A 15587-nucleotide genomic window follows, 5' to 3' on the forward strand; every position below is an offset into this window, starting at 1 on the left:
GGATGCCGCTTTACTGGCTACCCAAGTGTCTTGAGCAAACGCGGCTAGGCGCGCTCACACAGGCATAGTCGATGCTGTTGCCTACCGTACTTCCCGGAGCCTTTACCCAGTGTCTGACATGTCGACTAACGCCGCCTACACAAAACGCTTCAACGTCGTACTCGCCTACATCGACGCCAACCTCGAAGGCGTCCTTTCGGTGAAGACGTTGAGCCGTGTGGCGAACTTTTCGGAATTTCACTTCCATCGACAATTCACCGCGTTCGTGGGCGTGCCTGTCTCACGTTATGTGCAACTGATGCGGCTACGACGTGCAGCGCATCGCCTGGCCTCTTTTGCGGATCATTCGGTGCTGGACGCCGCACTCGATGCAGGCTTTGAAAGTCCCGAAGCGTTTTGCAGGGCGTTCAGGCGGGCGTTCGGTATGACGCCGAGTGCGTTCAGGAAGGAACCGAACTGGCAGGTCTGGAATGCGGTGTTTGCAATCCCTCACTTTTCCAGGAGCATCATCATGCAGGTACGAATCGTAGAATTTTCCGAAGTCAGGGTCGCGGCACTTGAGCACTGCGGGCCAACCGGGCTCATCAATGAGACTGTGCGCAAGTTCATCGAGTGGCGTATGCAGAGCGGACAGTCGACGGTGGCATCGAGTCGGACCTTCGGCATTCCCTACAGCAACCCCGATACGACACCGCCGGAAGAGTTTCGCTTCGCAATCTGCGGCGAGATTCACGAGGCAGTGGCGCCGAATGAGTTTGGCGTACGCGAGATCGTCATTCCTGGCGGTCGCTGCGTGGTGGTGCGACATATGGGCTCGACGGATCATATCGGCGAAACGATCTATCCGATCTACCGCGACTGGCTTCCTGCCAGCGGTGAGGAGCTTCGTGACCAACCGCTGTACTTCGATTACCTGAGTGCTTATCCCGAGACACCGCAGGATCAATGGCAGACTGATATCTATATTCCGTTGCAATAGCGGTTGTGGAGCCCGTTGCTTTCGACCTGGAGCTGTCGTTGGCGAATGTCCGGTCAGGGGCAATTGTGTTGAATAAGTCGACTCTTCAGTGGGCAGCAGGGGCGATAGCCCCATTGTGAGGATTTGCCGGCTCAGGAATGCGAAAACTGTCCTACAGTTTGTGGGGCGTCGCCATTCCATTCGACACGACGACGTCCCCCTTTCTTAAAACAAGAGAATCGACTTATGACATTCGAGCCCCTTGCCAAATCGCTGATAGCAACTGCACTCGCTATTGGTTGCGCCTGCGCACAAGCTGCTTCGCAAGCCCCGGTCGCCGCCGAAAACGGCATGGTGGTCACCGCCCAACGACTGGCCACCCACGTTGGCGTCGACGTCCTCAAGGACGGCGGCAACGCAGTCGATGCGGCGGTCGCGGTCGGCTATGCGCTGGCGGTGGTCTACCCGGCGGCGGGCAACATCGGTGGCGGTGGTTTCATGACTATCCAGCTGGCCGATGGCCGCAAGACTTTCCTCGACTTCCGCGAGAAGGCGCCCCTGGCGGCGACCGCGAACATGTACCTCGACAAGGACGGCAATGTCGTCCCGGATCTGAGCTCGAAGGGACATCTGGCCGTCGGTGTGCCGGGGACGGTGTCGGGGATGGAGCTGGCGCTGAAAAAATACGGCACGATGAAGCGTGCCGATATCATCGCCCCGGCCATCAAGTACGCCGAGGACGGCTTCGTTCTTGAGCAGGGCGACGTCGACCTGCTCGATACTGCAACTGACCAATTCAAGAAAGATATTCATGACTCGGGCGCGATTTTCCTGAGCAATGGCGAGCCGCTGCAGGTTGGCCAGAAGCTGGTGCAAAAGGACCTGGCCAAGACGCTGCGGGAAATTTCCAGTAAAGGTGCTGACGGTTTCTACAAGGGCTGGGTTGCCCAGGCCATTGTCGACTCAAGCAAGGCTGGCAAGGGCCTCATCACTCAGGCCGACCTCGACAAGTATCATACCCGCGAGCTCGCGCCGATCGAATGCGACTACCGTGGCTACCACGTCGTCTCTGCGCCACCGCCAAGCTCGGGTGGGGTGATTATTTGCGAGATCATGAACATCCTCGAAGGCTACCCGATGCCAAGCCTGGGCTTTCACTCGGCGCAGGGGTTGCACTATCAGATCGAGGCCATGCGTCACGCCTATGTCGACCGCAACAGTTATCTGGGCGATCCCGATTTCGTCAAGAACCCGATAGCGCACCTGCTGGACAAAGCTTATGCAGAGAAGCTACGCGCGGCCATCGACCCGCAAAAAGCCGGCATTTCACGCGATATCAAACCTGGGGTAGCGCCGCACGAGGGCAACAACACCACGCACTACTCGATCGTCGATAAGTGGGGTAACGCGGTCTCGGTGACCTACACCCTGAACGATTGGTTTGGGGCAGGGGTCATGGCCAGCAAGACCGGCATCATGCTCAACGACGAAATGGACGACTTCACCTCCAAGGTGGGTGTGCCCAATATGTACGGTCTGGTGCAAGGTGAAGCGAACGCCATCGCTCCAGGCAAAGCACCGCTGTCTTCGATGAGCCCGACGATCGTCACCAAAGACGGCAAGACAGTCATGGTCGTTGGCACGCCGGGAGGCAGTCGGATTATCACCGCGACCTTGCTGACCATCCTCAATGTGATCGACTACGGAATGAATATTCAGGAAGCAGTCGATGCACCGCGATTCCACCAACAATGGTTGCCTGAAGAGACCAATCTCGAAGCCTTCGCCGTCAGCCCGGATACCCGGAAAATCCTCGAAAGCTGGGGGCAGAAGTTCATCGGTCCGCAGGATGCCAACCATCTTGCGGCGATTTTGGTCGGCGCACCTGCACTTGGCGCAAAACCGGTCGGCAAGAACCGCTTCTATGGCGCGAACGATCCGCGGCGTAACACCGGACTTTCGCTGGGCTATTGAGTGAGCGGCGGAGCCCTGTTTCAGGGCTCCGCTGAATGGCGGCTAACTCACCGCTTTGAAGCAACGCAAGCGGTCTTTGGTATGGAAGAAAGATGGCCAATAGCTTTCATTTCAGTCATTTGTACCGTTCGAAGGCGTTTATACTGCGCGGGCTTTTGATAAATGTGCGCTCAACCGCCTGGGTACTCACTTGAAACGCGACCTTCGACTTGCCACTTTGCTGACCTCCCTGGTGTGTGTATCCGTGGTGGTGCTGATTGCCTGGCAGATCTGGACAGCCCGTGAGAACACCCTGAGTGACATCGAAACCGACACGTTGAATTTGACCAATGCGCTCAACACGTATACCGAGGGCACGTTCAAGCAAAGTGAAGTGGTACTGCTGGGGTTGACCGACAGGATCGAGAAAGACGGCACCGGCCCGGAGCAGCTCGAGCGCCTGCGAGTGCTGGTTGCTCAGGAGATGAAGGCGCTGACGCAATTGAACAGCGTGGCGCTGTATGACGCTCAGGGGAACTGGATATTCTCGACCAACAAGCGTGCCTCACCCAACAGCAACCACGCTGATCGAGCGTTCTTCAAGCATCACCGCGACAATCCGGACCGCGGCATCTTCATCGGTCCGGCGATTCTCAGTCGTGCCACTGGCGTCTGGGTGATTTCGGTCAGTCGACGGATCGATCATCCGGATGGAAGTTTTGCCGGGGTGATCGCTGCCACCTTGAGTCTCGAACACTTCCTCAAGCTTTATCGAACCATTCAAGTGGGGCAGTTCGGCGCGATCAGCCTGACTTCATCCGAAGGGCGTCTTCTGGTGAGGTATCCCTTCCAGGAGCAGGACATCGGGCGTGATCTATCACCGGCACCGATATTTTCCGAGTACCTGCGCAAGATGTCGTCAGGCACCGTGGATTTTGCTTCAAAAGTCGATGGCGTCCATCGAATTTACGGGTTCACGAGAAGTGATCAATATCCCCTCGTCACGACTGTTGCGGTGGGCCAGGACGAGGCCATGCACGCGTGGTGGAGCCAGACCAGGCAAACGGTTGCGGTGGTGATGGTGTTGCTGGGACTCCTGATTACGCTTGGGCGCCGATTGATTGCCGATATCAGTCATCGTATTCGGGCAGAGGCAGAGCTGCGAACCACCCAGACTGCGCTGATCGAGCTTAACCAGACGCTGGAAGTTCTCGCCAGCGAGGACAAGCTGACCGGTCTTGCCAATCGCCGGCATTTCGATCAGTTTCTGGATATCGAATTCAAACGCGCCAAGCGATTGCGAAGCCCTCTGTCACTGATCCTGATCGATGTGGATTTTTTCAAGCGTTACAACGATCACTATGGGCATCTCGCCGGAGATGAGTGCCTGCGGATAATCAGTCAGTCGATCAAACAGTGCGTGCGCCGTCCAGGGGACATGACCGCCCGCTACGGCGGTGAAGAAATCGCCATCGTGATGCCCAATACGGACGAAGCGGGTGCCCGCTCGGTTGCCGAGGCGATCCTGCTCGGGATTGCTCACGCGCGACTTGAACACCTGTCGAGCCCTTTCGGCATCGTGACCGCCAGCCTGGGGCTGGCGACTTTTACCACCTACGATAGCGACCATGATGAAAAGGCCCTGATCGACCTCGCCGACCGCGCACTGTATTTGGCAAAGTCGCAGGGCAGAAATCGGCTGAATGTTGCCGCCACTGGCGTGCAAAACGAGTCTGCGTAATCCGCGATTGCGCTGGTGTGGTGCTACGGCTTTTGAAACCAGCCATGATTCCGGTACCAGTTCAGCGTATCGGTAAGGGTCTGTTCGACGGGGCGAAACCGCAGCCCCAATTCTTGTTCGCTCTTGTGCGGGTTGAAGTGCGTGCGCCCGGCTTCGCGCACCATCAAGCGCACGGTCGCCATGCTCAGCAGAATCGGCTTGCCGGTCAGACGCGCGTAGAGCTCTTGCGCGAAAGCCAAGGCGTACAGCAGCGACAGCGGCAATTGCCGTAGCGGTGTCTTGACGCCCGCGATCCTGCCCAGCAAGGGCACCAACTCACCCATCGTCATGTGGCGTCCCGCCGCCAGGTAGCGTTCGCCACGTCGCCCGCGCTGCGCTGCGGCGATCTGCGCCAAGGCCACATCGCGGGCATCGACGACAGAGAAACTGCCGGGAACCAGGCCGGGCAGCTTATTGCGCACGACATCGTTGAGTAACTGCCCCGAGGAGGTCGGCCCGATATCGGCAGGGCCCCACATCCAGCCAGGCAGGACCATGCAGGCATGCAGGTCGGGATGGTCTTCCAGGAACGACAACACGACACGGTCAGCGAGGATCTTGCTGCGATAGTAGTCATCCGCATCGGCTTCGTTTCGCAGGCACGTCTCGTCGATCGATGTGCCGGGAGCGCCGTCGAGCACGGCAATCGAAGAGGTATGGATGAAACGTCGGACACCGGCGTTGTACGCCTGCTCAAGCAGACGCCGCGTGCCATCCACGTTGATCCTTTCGAGTTCCTCCCAGTGACTGCCACCTTTGTAGTTGTCGCGAAAGAACGCCGCCGTGTGAAACACCGTATCGCAGCCTTGCAGCGACGTTGCGAAGGCATCGACATCGGCCATGTCACCCACGACCAGTCTCACGCTTGGCAGGTTTTTGAACTGTTGTTCACCTTTGGCTCTGGAACGGACCAGGGCTTTGACCTCATAGCCATCGGCGACCAGTTCACGCACAAGGTTGTTGCCCAGCAAACCGGTTGCGCCGGTGACGAATGTACTACGCATGTGTCATCCCTTCATTGACTAAAGCTGGTAGATATACCTTTGCCGTGACTCCCGAAAAACGGCGACTACTGCATAATGGCTTTGCACATTTGCAAAGCGGCGGGCATGCGACATGAGTTCAGAAGCGAATTGGGACGATCTGCGTCTGTTGTTGGCAGTCTCGCGACGTGGCAGCTTTCTTCAGGCCGGCCAATTGCTGGGTATTGCTGCGTCTACTGTATCCCGACGGATTACCCAGCTTGAGGGCTCACTCGGCGAGCCTCTCGTCGAGCGCGGAGTTGAAGGATGCTGGTTGACCTCGCGGGGCCAATCCCTGGTTGAAGTTGCCCTGGCCGCGGAGGAAGGCTTGAGGCGTCAAACCGCTGCCGGCGCGTCCCGATTACCAACGGAGCTTTGCGGCAGCGTCCTGGTCAGCGCCGGGGAAGGGTTTTCGTCTTGTGTGCTGGAGGCCTCACAGCGCTTTACGGCTATTCATCCGCGTTGCTCGGTGGAATTGCTGGTAACAGCCGACTTTCACAAGATCGTCCGCGGCGTGGCGGATATCGCTATTCGCACAGCGCACTTGGGCGAGCCGTCGCTGGTTTATCGATCCATGGGCAAGCTCGCTTATGGTGTTTTCGCCGATGCGGCCTACCTGAAGCGGTTTCCAGCGGCGGCTCCGGCCACCGCGGTGAATATTGCCTTGCTCCCTCCGCTGGACATGTTGCCGCAGATGCGTGCGGCAAAAGTCGCGGGGCTTACGCGTGCGCAGGTCAGAGTGAACTCGTTCGCAGCACAGATCGAAGCCGTAAGGCGAGGGATGGGGGTAGCCGTGTTGCCGTGTATTTTGGCAAAGGACCTGATAGCCGTGTTTCCAGATATCCAGCTGCCGGATATGGAGGTCTATCTGGTCACCCGGCCTCAAGCGTTGAAACAGGCCCACATCAAAGGTTTTTTTGCCATTTTGGATCAGGTACTGCGCGAAGCCCTTTGTGTAGCATCCGTCGAAGAATGAGAAAATTATGCGTCTTCGTCGATTTGGGAGACCTGAGGTAGAATGTCGCGGTTTGGATGCTCTACTGTTCATTTCAGCGTCCGATAACTTACACAACAGAATTAGTGTCACCCAAGTAGCTGAAGCCAATGACTAATAAGAAGTCAGCGCGGGAGGGGCCTAAACGTGAGACCGATAGTGTCTGTCGGTCTTATATGTCCACCCATCAGTCTTTCTGAGTGCAGGGTTCGACGGCATGCGGCATTGCATGCGGTGAGCCTGGGCACCTCATGATCAGTAATGGTGGGGGGATGGCGTTCTATCCTAGGTATTACTGAATGTTAAAAAAAGTGAACACGGGGCTACTCGGCCTGGCCATGTCGATGGTCCTCATGCCTTTGCACGCAGCTGAAACAAAGAAAGTCGATGTGCTCCTCATCGGCGGCGGCATCATGAGTTCGACCTTGGGCGTTTATCTCAATGAACTTGAGCCTGGCATGTCCATGGAGATGGTTGAACGTCTCGATGGCGTCGCCGAGGAAAGCTCGAACGGCTGGAACAACGCCGGCACCGGTCACTCTGCCTTGGCTGAGTTGAACTACACGCCAGAAGACAAGAATGGCAAGGTCGAGATCCCCAAGGCCGTTGAAATCAATGAAGGCTTCCAGATCACGCGTCAATTCTGGGCCTGGCAGGTCAAGAATGGCGTGTTGAAGAATCCCCATTCGTTCATCAACTCCACTCCGCACATGAGTTTTGTGTGGGGCGATGACAACATCAAGTTCTTGAAGAAGCGCTACGAAGCGCTGCAGGCGAGCCCGCTGTTCGCCGGCATGCAGTACTCGGAAGACCCGGAGCAGATCAAGAAATGGGTTCCGCTGATGATGGAAGGCCGCGACCCGAACCAAAAGGTTGCAGCGACCTGGACTCCGATTGGTACGGATGTGAACTTCGGCGAGATTACCCGCCAGTTCGTCGGCTATCTGCAAACCAAGCCGAACTTCTCGCTGAAGCTTTCGAGCGAAGTGGAAGACATCAAGCGCAATGAAGATGGCAGCTGGCGTGTTTCCTACAAGAACCTGAAAGACGGCTCGGAAACCCAGACCGACGCCAAATTCGTGTTCATCGGCGCGGGCGGTGGTGCGTTGCATCTGCTGCAGAAGTCGGGCATCCCTGAAGCACAAGAGTATGCAGGTTTCCCTGTCGGCGGCTCGTTCCTGGTGACCGATAACCCGGCAATCGCTGAACAGCATATGGCGAAGGCCTATGGCAAGGCGTCGGTCGGCGCACCGCCGATGTCGGTTCCGCACCTGGATACCCGCGTACTGGATGGCAAGCGCGTGATCCTGTTTGGCCCATTCGCGACCTTCTCCACGAAGTTCCTGAAAGAAGGCTCTTACTTCGATCTGCTGACCAGCACGACCACGCACAACTTCTGGCCAATGACCAAGGTGGGCATCGAGCAATACCCACTGGTTGAATACCTGGCCGGTCAGCTGATGCTGTCGGATGACGACCGTATGAATGCCCTGAAGGAATACTTCCCGAACGCCAAGAAGGAAGACTGGCGTCTGTGGCAAGCCGGTCAGCGCGTTCAGATTATCAAGCGCGATGAAGAGAAGGGCGGCATCCTGAAACTGGGCACCGAGATCGTCAGCTCCCAGGACGGCAGCATTGCCGGTCTGTTGGGTGCATCGCCAGGCGCGTCCACCGCGGCTCCGATCATGCTGGGCGTGCTTGAGAAGATCTTCAAGGACAAGGTCGCGACCCCGGCCTGGCAGGAAAAGCTGCACCAGATCATTCCGAGTTACGGGACCAAGCTGAACGACAGTCCTGAGCGTGTTTACCAGGAATGGACATACACCAGTCAGGTTCTGCAACTTGCCACACCTCCTGTGATTGACAAGGCAGCGGCTGCGCAAACAGCCGCTCCGGCTCCAGCGAAACCACAGAAAGAAGGCAATCCAGCGGCTGATATGGCCCTGTAAGACGAAGCCCCGCCAAACGTTGTTTGGTGGGGCTTTTTCGTTGAGGCAGTCTAAAGATGGATTGCAGTCAAACCTCTACGCATCTCGCGTCTCGGGGTAAAAAGAGGGTGCTTGCGCACCTTCTATCTCTCCCTCCTTACCTGGACTTCAAGACTTTCGGATTGGAGTTGCCCCAGACCGTGTAGAGGTCTGCCAACAACGCCCCGTTGAGGGTCTCAAGCTCCGTCTGGGTAATTTCTTCATCACCCTGCTTGCCATACAGCACCACTTCATCTCCCGGCTGCACGTCCTTGATACCGCTGACGTCGACCATCAAGGTATTCATGGTGACCTTGCCGATGACAGGCGCGCGTTGACCGTGAATCAACACGGAGGCCTTGTTGGAGAATGCTCTTCGATAACCGTCTGAGTAGCCGGCCGGGATGTTGGCGATCAATGAGTCTTTGCTCAGGGTAAAGGTGCGGTCGTAGCTGATAGTGCTGCCCGCCGGGTAGGCGTTGACCGCCGCGACCCGCGACTTGAACTGCATGACCCGCTGAAACTCGTTATGCCCACCCACCGGATAGCCATAAAGCGCAGCGCCGGGGCGCACCATATCCAGCCAGCCCTCAGGTACTTCAAGAGTGGTGAAGGTGTTGGCGCAGTGCAGGATGATTCGGCTGCGGTCCAGTTTGCCGTGCTCGATCAGCCAGCCGGATTGCTCCTTGAATGTCGCCAGCCCTCGCAGAACGTCCTCTCGTTCTTCGACCGGGAAGTGGGTCATGATCCCGACGATGTTCAGGTGATCCAGCCGAGTCAGTTCCACCGCCTGTTGTTGCCCCTCCGCGGTGCTCATTTCCAGGCCATTGCGGCTCATGCCCGCCGAGTTCAGCGCCAGGTGAACAGGCAGTTTCACGCCTTTGCGTGTGGCCAGTTCGTTAAGCTGGCGCGCAACCTCAAGATTGCCGACCAGTTCTTCGATGTTGAAGCGCAGCGCATTGGACACTTCGTCAACAGTGGCGCTGCGCAAACGCATCAGACGACCCTTGAAGCCTTTGGCCCGTGCAACACGCGCCTCCTCGTTGCTCGCTACACCGATGCAGGTGACGCCCATTCGGATTGCGGAAGGAACCAGCAAGGCAATGCCATTGCCATAGGCGTCGGCTTTCATCACAGCGCACATCTGGCTTTTACCCGCCAGCCGTTGCTGGAGCTTGGTAATGTTCCCTTCGAAGGCGGCCTGGTCGATCTCCAGCCAGGTGTTGGCCTGACCTGATCGGTTGTCGACGCGTGGATGTTCTGGCGCGGGATCGAGCAAAGGGGCGGCATTAACCACGGGCATCATTGCCGTCAAAGCCAGAGCGAGCGTCAGCGTGCTGAGCATAAAACGCGGCATATCGAGTCTTCCATTCAAGATGAGGAGAGCTCTGTGCGCATGGGGTATTGGCATCCGCCAGGTCCCTATGGCATGGAGCGAACAGCGATGGAATTCTTATGCAAAGACGTCGTTTGTTTATGTGGTGTGATCGGCCATCCGCAGCGGATGACGTTGTTAATCGGGGGTAAACAGCAGAGAGTCAATGGACGCACGAGCGAAGATAATCAGCAGCGAGAGTTCCTTTCAGTGCGTGCGGAGTCGGCTGCGGATTCGATGAGTGCCCACGGTAAACACAGTGGGCGCTTCATCTGACGCGTAACCGGCAACGATCAACTATCGAACACGTAACACTGCGTCTATGGGGTCTCCGGCTTCCAGGCGCTTGAGCAGATCAGGTTCCGCATGATCACTGGCCAGAGCCTGGTCAATGACAGTGGCAAGCGCTTCACGTGCCAAAATGAGCAAGCCATTATCGTCGCCCAGCACCAGATCGCCCGGCCGTACCTGAACCCCACCACACTGGACCGTGACATTCAGGCGGCTCTCGGCGTTGCCATGCAGTTTGGTGGTCAGCAGGTTGGTACCGCGGGCGAAAATGGGCAGCCCGGCTTGGCGCAGTTCAAGGATATCGGTCACTACGCCGTCGACCACGATAGCCCTGGCGCCTCGCGCTTGAGCCGCACACGCGGTGACCGTACCGACACAGGCGTGACGTCGATCACCGTTCATGTCGATGACCAGCACGTCGCCATCCACCAGGCTGGCCAAGGCGCGGTTGACGGCAATGGCATCGGCGTCGATCACGCTCAGCGTCACCGCACGACCGACCACTTTGACGTTGGTCAGCATCGAGCGGATCTCGGCACTCACAAAACCGTGTTCAAGCAGGTGGCCGAGGGTGGCGAAGCTGACCTGATGGAGCTTTTCAAGTAATTGGCGATCAGCGTTCATGCGGGATTTCCCGACGCAGAATCAATCAGTTCGGCCACGCAATCGATTTCCAGCGCCACCCCCCACAGTGCGACGCAGACGGTGGTGCGTGCCGGCGGCGCATGGCCGAGCACCTCGGTATAGACTCGGTTGAAGGGTTCCAGTTGAGCCGGATCGGTGAGGTAGCCGTTGACCTTGATCACGTGGTCGAGGTCCGAGCCTGCCGCGATCAGGATGGCTTCAAGGTTACGCAAGGTCTGGCGTACCTGTTCTTCGAAATCTTCGGGGTGCTGGTCCAGTCCGTCCACGGCGGGTATTTGACCCGCGGTGAAAACCAGATGGCCGCTGACCACCGCCTGGGAGTAAGGACCGACAGGGCCGATGGTGCCAGGTGCTGCATGGATGCGTTTCATAGGGTGAACCTCGCAAAAAATGAGGCCCGCCGACCCTCGAATGGCGGCGGGCCAGTGGGTCAGAACAGCGCCAGGGTGTAGCTGACGATCAGGCGGTTCTGGTCCTGATTGCCATCAGCCTCGGAGTGCAGAACACCATAGCGCCAGCCGAATCCGAGGCCTTTGAACGTACCGTCCTGAATGACGTAATCGAGTGACAGATCACGCTCCCATTCCTGCTGGTCGTTGCCGGAAGTGGTTTTGATCTGGTCGCCTTTGAGGTAGACCAGCGATGCACGAAGACCCGGGATGCCGGAAGCGGCAAAGTCGTAGGCGTACTGACCGAACCAGGTGCGCTCACCGGCCCGGTTGAAGCTGGCAAGCATGCGGTCGGTAAACAGATAAATGCTCGAGCCCCCGGCGCCTTTGTCCGGCAAGGAGCCCTGGTTGAGCTGGACGAAGTTGCTGTAATCGGAAACGCTTTGGTAGCCACCGGTCAATGCGTGGCCGCCAAGGCTGTAGGTAAAAATGGCGCTCCAGGTTCGGTTATCTATTTCGCCGGAGCCGTTGCGTGTGTAACCGCCGACCCTGTAACCATCAGCTCGTCCGCTGGCGGACCCATTGGCTCCGCTGGAGGCGGTATCGAAATAGCGCAGGTCGGTCTTGAACGACTGGCCATTGCCTAGGGCGAGCACATGCTGCAATCCGAAGAACTGCTGCGTGTAGTAATCCTCGAGATTGGCGAGATAGTACTGTGCGCTCAGGTCTTTTGTGATGGTGTAGTCGGCACCGGCAAACAGAAAATCATTGCTCTCCTGACGTCCGCCGCTGACCGCCAATCCGGTTCTGTCACTGGAGCCGCGTCCGGTGGCGTGTTCCAGGCGCCCGGCGGTCATTGTCAGCTTGTCGATCTCCTTGCTGGTGATCTGGCCACCTTCAAAGGTTTGTGGCAGCAGGCGCCCGTCGTTCGATTGCAGAATCGGCAGTTTGGGCATCAGTGTGCCATAGCGCATTTCGGTCTTGCTCAAGCGTGCTTTTGCAGTCAGGCCCAGGCGACTCCACTCATCGACGGCGCCATCACCGTCCGAAGGAATCATCGAGCTGCCGCGATGGCGGCCCTGGCCGCTGTCCAGAGTCACGCCGACCAGCCCCAGCGCATCGACGCCAAACCCTAGTGTTCCGTTGGTGAAGCCGGAGGTGTAATTGAGCATCAGCCCTTGTGCCCACTCCTCGGTCTTGCTCTGTCCGGCACTGCCGGGCTGGTTGCGATAGTCGTTGTTGAAGTAGAAGTTGCGCAGGCCCAGAGTGGCCTTGCTGTCGCTGATAAAATCGGCTGAAGCAACCTGGCTCAGGGTCAAGAGACAAGCGCCGGCGCCCAGGCCAATCAGGTGCAGAGTTTTTTCCATGGTGTGTAAGTCCAGACGGTGCGTGAATGGCAGCAGGATCAAGTGCAGGTAGATTTATTGTTGTTGTGGGTCACTTGGCGCTACGCAGCACGCCCATCGCTCAAGTCGCGCTTGAACGTTTCGGTCAACAGCAATAGGGCAATCAGGGAGATGAGCGCCGAGCCGATCATGTACCAGGCCACTGACGAACCTTTGCCTGTCATCGCGAGCAGGGCAGTAGTCACGATGGGCGTGGCGGCACTCCCCAACAGCCCGGAGAGCATATAAGCCACCGAGAGGCCGGAGTAACGCACACGGGTGCCGAACAGCTCGGCGAGAAAGGTTGCGATGGGCCCGTAGTTGGCGGCGAATGCAGTCATCAAGAGACCGTAGCCGAGAAATACCAGCGGTAGTTCGCGTGTATCCATCAGCCAGAACATCGGGAAGGCAACCAAGGCTTCACCGACAATACCGGCGATGATCACCGGCTTGCGGCCGTAGCGGTCAGACAGTGCGCCGAAGGCCGGCAGGAGCACGATGCACAGCGCGCAGGAGGCCAGTACCGCGCTGAGCATGATGGTGCGGCTGAAGCCCAGGGTCTGGGTACCATACGTCAGGCCGAAGGCGACAATGATATTGAAGGATGCGCCGGTCGACATGGTTGCCACACCGCCGAGCAGGACTTGTTTCCAGTATTTGCGGAAGACTTCGGCCAGTGGCAGTTTGATCTGCGGCTCGGAGGTTTTTGCCTTGTTGAACGCGGGTGTCTCGGTGATGTTGAGGCGGATATACAAGCCCACGGCAATCAGCAGCGCACTGGCCAGAAACGGGATGCGCCAGCCCCACGCAAGCAGGTCTTCAGGTGACAGCAGCCAGGCAATCGCCAGGAAGGCCAGGTTGGCAATCATGGTGCCGGCCGGCACGCCGATCTGCACCCATGAGCCATACAAACCACGCTGGTTGGCTGGGGCATGCTCGACGGCCATCAGCACCGCGCCACCCCATTCACCGCCCAGCGCCAGGCCTTGGATGATCCGCAGGGTCAACAGCAGGATCGGCGCCCAGATACCAATGCTGGCGTAATCCGGCAACAGACCGATGGCAAACGTCGCTGCGCCCATGGTCAACAGTGAAATCAACAGCATCGATTTGCGTCCAAGCTTATCGCCGTAATGGCCGAACAAGGCGGCCCCGACAATGCGTGCGCCGTAAGCCGAAGCGAAGGTACCGAACGCCAGGAGAGTACCGATCAAGGCGTCGAAAGCCGGGAAGAAAATCTTGTTGAACACCAGGGCAGACGCCGTGGCGAAGACAAACAGGTCGTACCATTCCACCGTGGTGCCAATGACGCTGGCTACGGCGACTTTTTTCATGTTGACGCTGGGGTCGACCGCCGGGGTAGCAGTCTGGATGCACGCGGAGCTGTTCATGCCTTTTATCTCCAAATTGAGCGTCAGGCTCAGTGGATTGATTTATTGGTTGGCAGTGTGGGTAACGGTGATGTTCGGGTTGGAAGTGGGTTTTTATTGTTTTTCAGGCACAAGCGGGCCCTGCCTTTGAGGTCGCGTGGGTGACGTGACCTCAAAGGTTCGGTGTTGCTTGCACAATCAGTCGGTCAGGTGCTGTGCTCGCCGGAGTACGGCATTGAGCAGCACGTCGCAGCCCATGCGGACATCGTCAGGCAATGCGTCTTCGGCTTCGTTGTGGCTCAGGCCACCGACACAGGGAATGAAGACCATCGTGGTGGGGCAATGCCCGGCGAGGTGAATGGCGTCATGCCCGGCACCGCTGACGATATCCTGATGGGGATAACCCAGCGCCTGGACTGCCGAACGCACCGCGGCCACGCAATCGGTATCGAAGGGCGTCGCCGGGCTGAGCCAGTGACGACTGATCTCCAGGCTCAGACCACGCTTGTCGGCAACGATTTGCAAACGCTCGTATACGGCTTGCTCCATTGCGGTGATCTGTTGGTCTTCGTGGTGGCGCAGATCGACAGTAAAGTTGATCCGGCCGGGGATGGTGTTGCGCGATGACTTGGCAATCTCCAGCTGGCCCACTGTGACCAGTCCTTTGGGCGCGAAGTCTCTGGCGAGTGCTTCCAGCACGCTGGCCATTTCCGCGACGCCGAACAGGGCGTCCTTGCGCAGTGGCATGGGGGTGGTGCCGGCGTGGGCACTGACACCGCCAACCTGCACATCCAGCCAGCAAATCGCCTGGCCTCCGGTGACAACACCCACCGGCAGACCGTTGTCCTCCAGAATCGGACCTTGTTCGATATGGGCTTCGAAGTAAGCATTGAAGGCCCGCTGCAAGGGCAGTTCACCGCTCTGGCCGATATCGGCGAGGGCTTCAGCGACGCTGATGCCATTGGCATCGCGGGCATCCAGTGCGGTTTGCAACGGCAGAATGCCGGTGAACACCGCTGAGCCGAACATGGCTGGGGTAAAGCGCGCGCCTTCCTCGTTGGTCCACACGGCGATTTCGATGGGCTGGCGGGTTTCGATGCCTTGATCATTCAGGCAACGCACTACTTCCAGGCCGCTCAGCACACCGTAGATACCATCGAAGCGCCCACCTTTTGGCTGCGTGTCCAAGTGGCTACCCATGACGATCGGCGGCAGGCTGTTGTCCAGGCCTTCGCGACGGGCGAACAGATTGCCGATGGCGTCAAACGCAATGCTCAGGCCAGCTTCGCGGCACCAGCTCATGAACAACTCGCGACCGGCCAGGTCTTCTCTGGAAAGGGCCAGGCGACAATTGCCGCCGCGTTCGGTGGCGCCGATTTTGGCCATGTCCATCAGGCTGCCCCAAAGGCGTTCGCCGTTGATGTTGGATACTTTCATCATTCACCTTCTTGTCGCGTG

At 58.3% G+C, this 15587-nt stretch carries 12 protein-coding genes; 5 read left to right on the forward strand and 7 right to left on the reverse strand.

Going from position 1 to position 15587, the window contains the following annotated elements; translation table 11 throughout:
- Positions 1 to 109 precede the first annotated feature (109 nt).
- From AC1RKH_RS00705 to AC1RKH_RS00715, 3 genes are all read left to right on the forward strand, one after another.
- Positions 110 to 979: an AraC family transcriptional regulator gene (locus AC1RKH_RS00705; RefSeq protein WP_493060675.1), complete on the forward strand. Its 870-nt coding sequence runs from the start codon at positions 110 to 112 to the stop codon at positions 977 to 979.
- A gap of 225 nt (positions 980 to 1204) precedes the next feature.
- Entirely contained in the window at positions 1205 to 2932 is a 1728-nt protein-coding gene (gene ggt, locus AC1RKH_RS00710; protein WP_123425515.1) for a gamma-glutamyltransferase, read from the forward strand.
- A gap of 190 nt (positions 2933 to 3122) precedes the next feature.
- Positions 3123 to 4652, forward strand: coding sequence for a sensor domain-containing diguanylate cyclase (locus AC1RKH_RS00715; RefSeq protein WP_493060676.1), 1530 nt, complete (start codon positions 3123 to 3125; stop codon positions 4650 to 4652).
- Positions 4653 to 4675: 23 nt separating this feature from the next.
- Here the strand turns inward: AC1RKH_RS00715 and AC1RKH_RS00720 are convergent, their stop codons facing one another.
- Positions 4676 to 5695, reverse strand: coding sequence for an SDR family oxidoreductase (locus tag AC1RKH_RS00720; protein ID WP_493060677.1), 1020 nt, complete (start codon positions 5693 to 5695; stop codon positions 4676 to 4678).
- 112 nt (positions 5696 to 5807) lie between these two features.
- Between AC1RKH_RS00720 and AC1RKH_RS00725 the strand changes: the two genes are divergently transcribed.
- Both AC1RKH_RS00725 and mqo read left to right on the forward strand, forming a co-directional pair.
- A complete protein-coding gene (locus tag AC1RKH_RS00725; protein WP_493060678.1) occupies positions 5808 to 6689 on the forward strand; it encodes a LysR family transcriptional regulator in 882 nt (293 codons plus the stop codon).
- A gap of 317 nt (positions 6690 to 7006) precedes the next feature.
- The gene (mqo, locus tag AC1RKH_RS00730) at positions 7007 to 8656 is read left to right on the forward strand and encodes a malate dehydrogenase (quinone) (RefSeq protein ID WP_493060679.1); all 1650 of its coding nucleotides are present in this window, start codon (positions 7007 to 7009) and stop codon (positions 8654 to 8656) included.
- Between the two features lie 136 nt (positions 8657 to 8792).
- Here mqo and alr read toward each other — a convergent pair whose 3' ends face one another.
- The 6 genes from alr to AC1RKH_RS00760 all read right to left on the reverse strand — a co-directional run bounded on the left by alr (position 8793) and on the right by AC1RKH_RS00760 (position 15566).
- On the reverse strand, positions 8793 to 10031 hold the full coding sequence (gene alr / locus AC1RKH_RS00735; protein ID WP_493060680.1) for an alanine racemase: 1239 nt from the start codon (positions 10029 to 10031) through the stop codon (positions 8793 to 8795).
- Between the two features lie 315 nt (positions 10032 to 10346).
- Positions 10347 to 10964 (reverse strand): RraA family protein, encoded by a 618-nt coding sequence (locus AC1RKH_RS00740; protein ID WP_493060681.1) that lies wholly within the window; start codon positions 10962 to 10964, stop codon positions 10347 to 10349.
- Positions 10961 to 11356 carry a RidA family protein gene (locus AC1RKH_RS00745; RefSeq protein WP_493060682.1) on the reverse strand — a complete coding sequence of 132 codons (396 nt, stop codon included), beginning with the start codon at positions 11354 to 11356 and terminating at the stop codon, positions 10961 to 10963. The genes AC1RKH_RS00740 and AC1RKH_RS00745 overlap by 4 nt, the downstream gene beginning before the upstream one ends.
- Positions 11357 to 11415: 59 nt before the next feature.
- The gene (locus tag AC1RKH_RS00750; RefSeq protein ID WP_493060683.1) at positions 11416 to 12741 is read right to left on the reverse strand and encodes an OprD family porin; all 1326 of its coding nucleotides are present in this window, start codon (positions 12739 to 12741) and stop codon (positions 11416 to 11418) included.
- Positions 12742 to 12821: 80 nt separating this feature from the next.
- Positions 12822 to 14150: an MFS transporter gene (locus AC1RKH_RS00755; protein ID WP_493060684.1), complete on the reverse strand. Its 1329-nt coding sequence runs from the start codon at positions 14148 to 14150 to the stop codon at positions 12822 to 12824.
- Between the two features lie 177 nt (positions 14151 to 14327).
- The gene (locus AC1RKH_RS00760; protein ID WP_493060685.1) at positions 14328 to 15566 is read right to left on the reverse strand and encodes a Zn-dependent hydrolase; all 1239 of its coding nucleotides are present in this window, start codon (positions 15564 to 15566) and stop codon (positions 14328 to 14330) included.
- Positions 15567 to 15587: the final 21 nt, after the last annotated feature.

This window comes from Pseudomonas sp. GW822-FHT06B12 (assembly GCF_058799675.1).

Coding starts and splice junctions, on each gene's coding strand:
- AC1RKH_RS00740 (WP_493060681.1), bottom strand. CDS start 10,964: ATGAACGCTGATCGCCAATTACTTGAAAAGCTCCATCAGGTCAGCTTC.
- mqo (WP_493060679.1), top strand. CDS start 7,007: ATGTTAAAAAAAGTGAACACGGGGCTACTCGGCCTGGCCATGTCGATG.
- AC1RKH_RS00720 (WP_493060677.1), bottom strand. CDS start 5,695: ATGCGTAGTACATTCGTCACCGGCGCAACCGGTTTGCTGGGCAACAAC.
- AC1RKH_RS00750 (WP_493060683.1), bottom strand. CDS start 12,741: ATGGAAAAAACTCTGCACCTGATTGGCCTGGGCGCCGGCGCTTGTCTC.
- AC1RKH_RS00725 (WP_493060678.1), top strand. CDS start 5,808: ATGAGTTCAGAAGCGAATTGGGACGATCTGCGTCTGTTGTTGGCAGTC.
- AC1RKH_RS00760 (WP_493060685.1), bottom strand. CDS start 15,566: ATGAAAGTATCCAACATCAACGGCGAACGCCTTTGGGGCAGCCTGATG.
- AC1RKH_RS00745 (WP_493060682.1), bottom strand. CDS start 11,356: ATGAAACGCATCCATGCAGCACCTGGCACCATCGGCCCTGTCGGTCCT.
- AC1RKH_RS00755 (WP_493060684.1), bottom strand. CDS start 14,150: ATGAACAGCTCCGCGTGCATCCAGACTGCTACCCCGGCGGTCGACCCC.
- alr (WP_493060680.1), bottom strand. CDS start 10,031: ATGCCGCGTTTTATGCTCAGCACGCTGACGCTCGCTCTGGCTTTGACG.
- ggt (WP_123425515.1), top strand. CDS start 1,205: ATGACATTCGAGCCCCTTGCCAAATCGCTGATAGCAACTGCACTCGCT.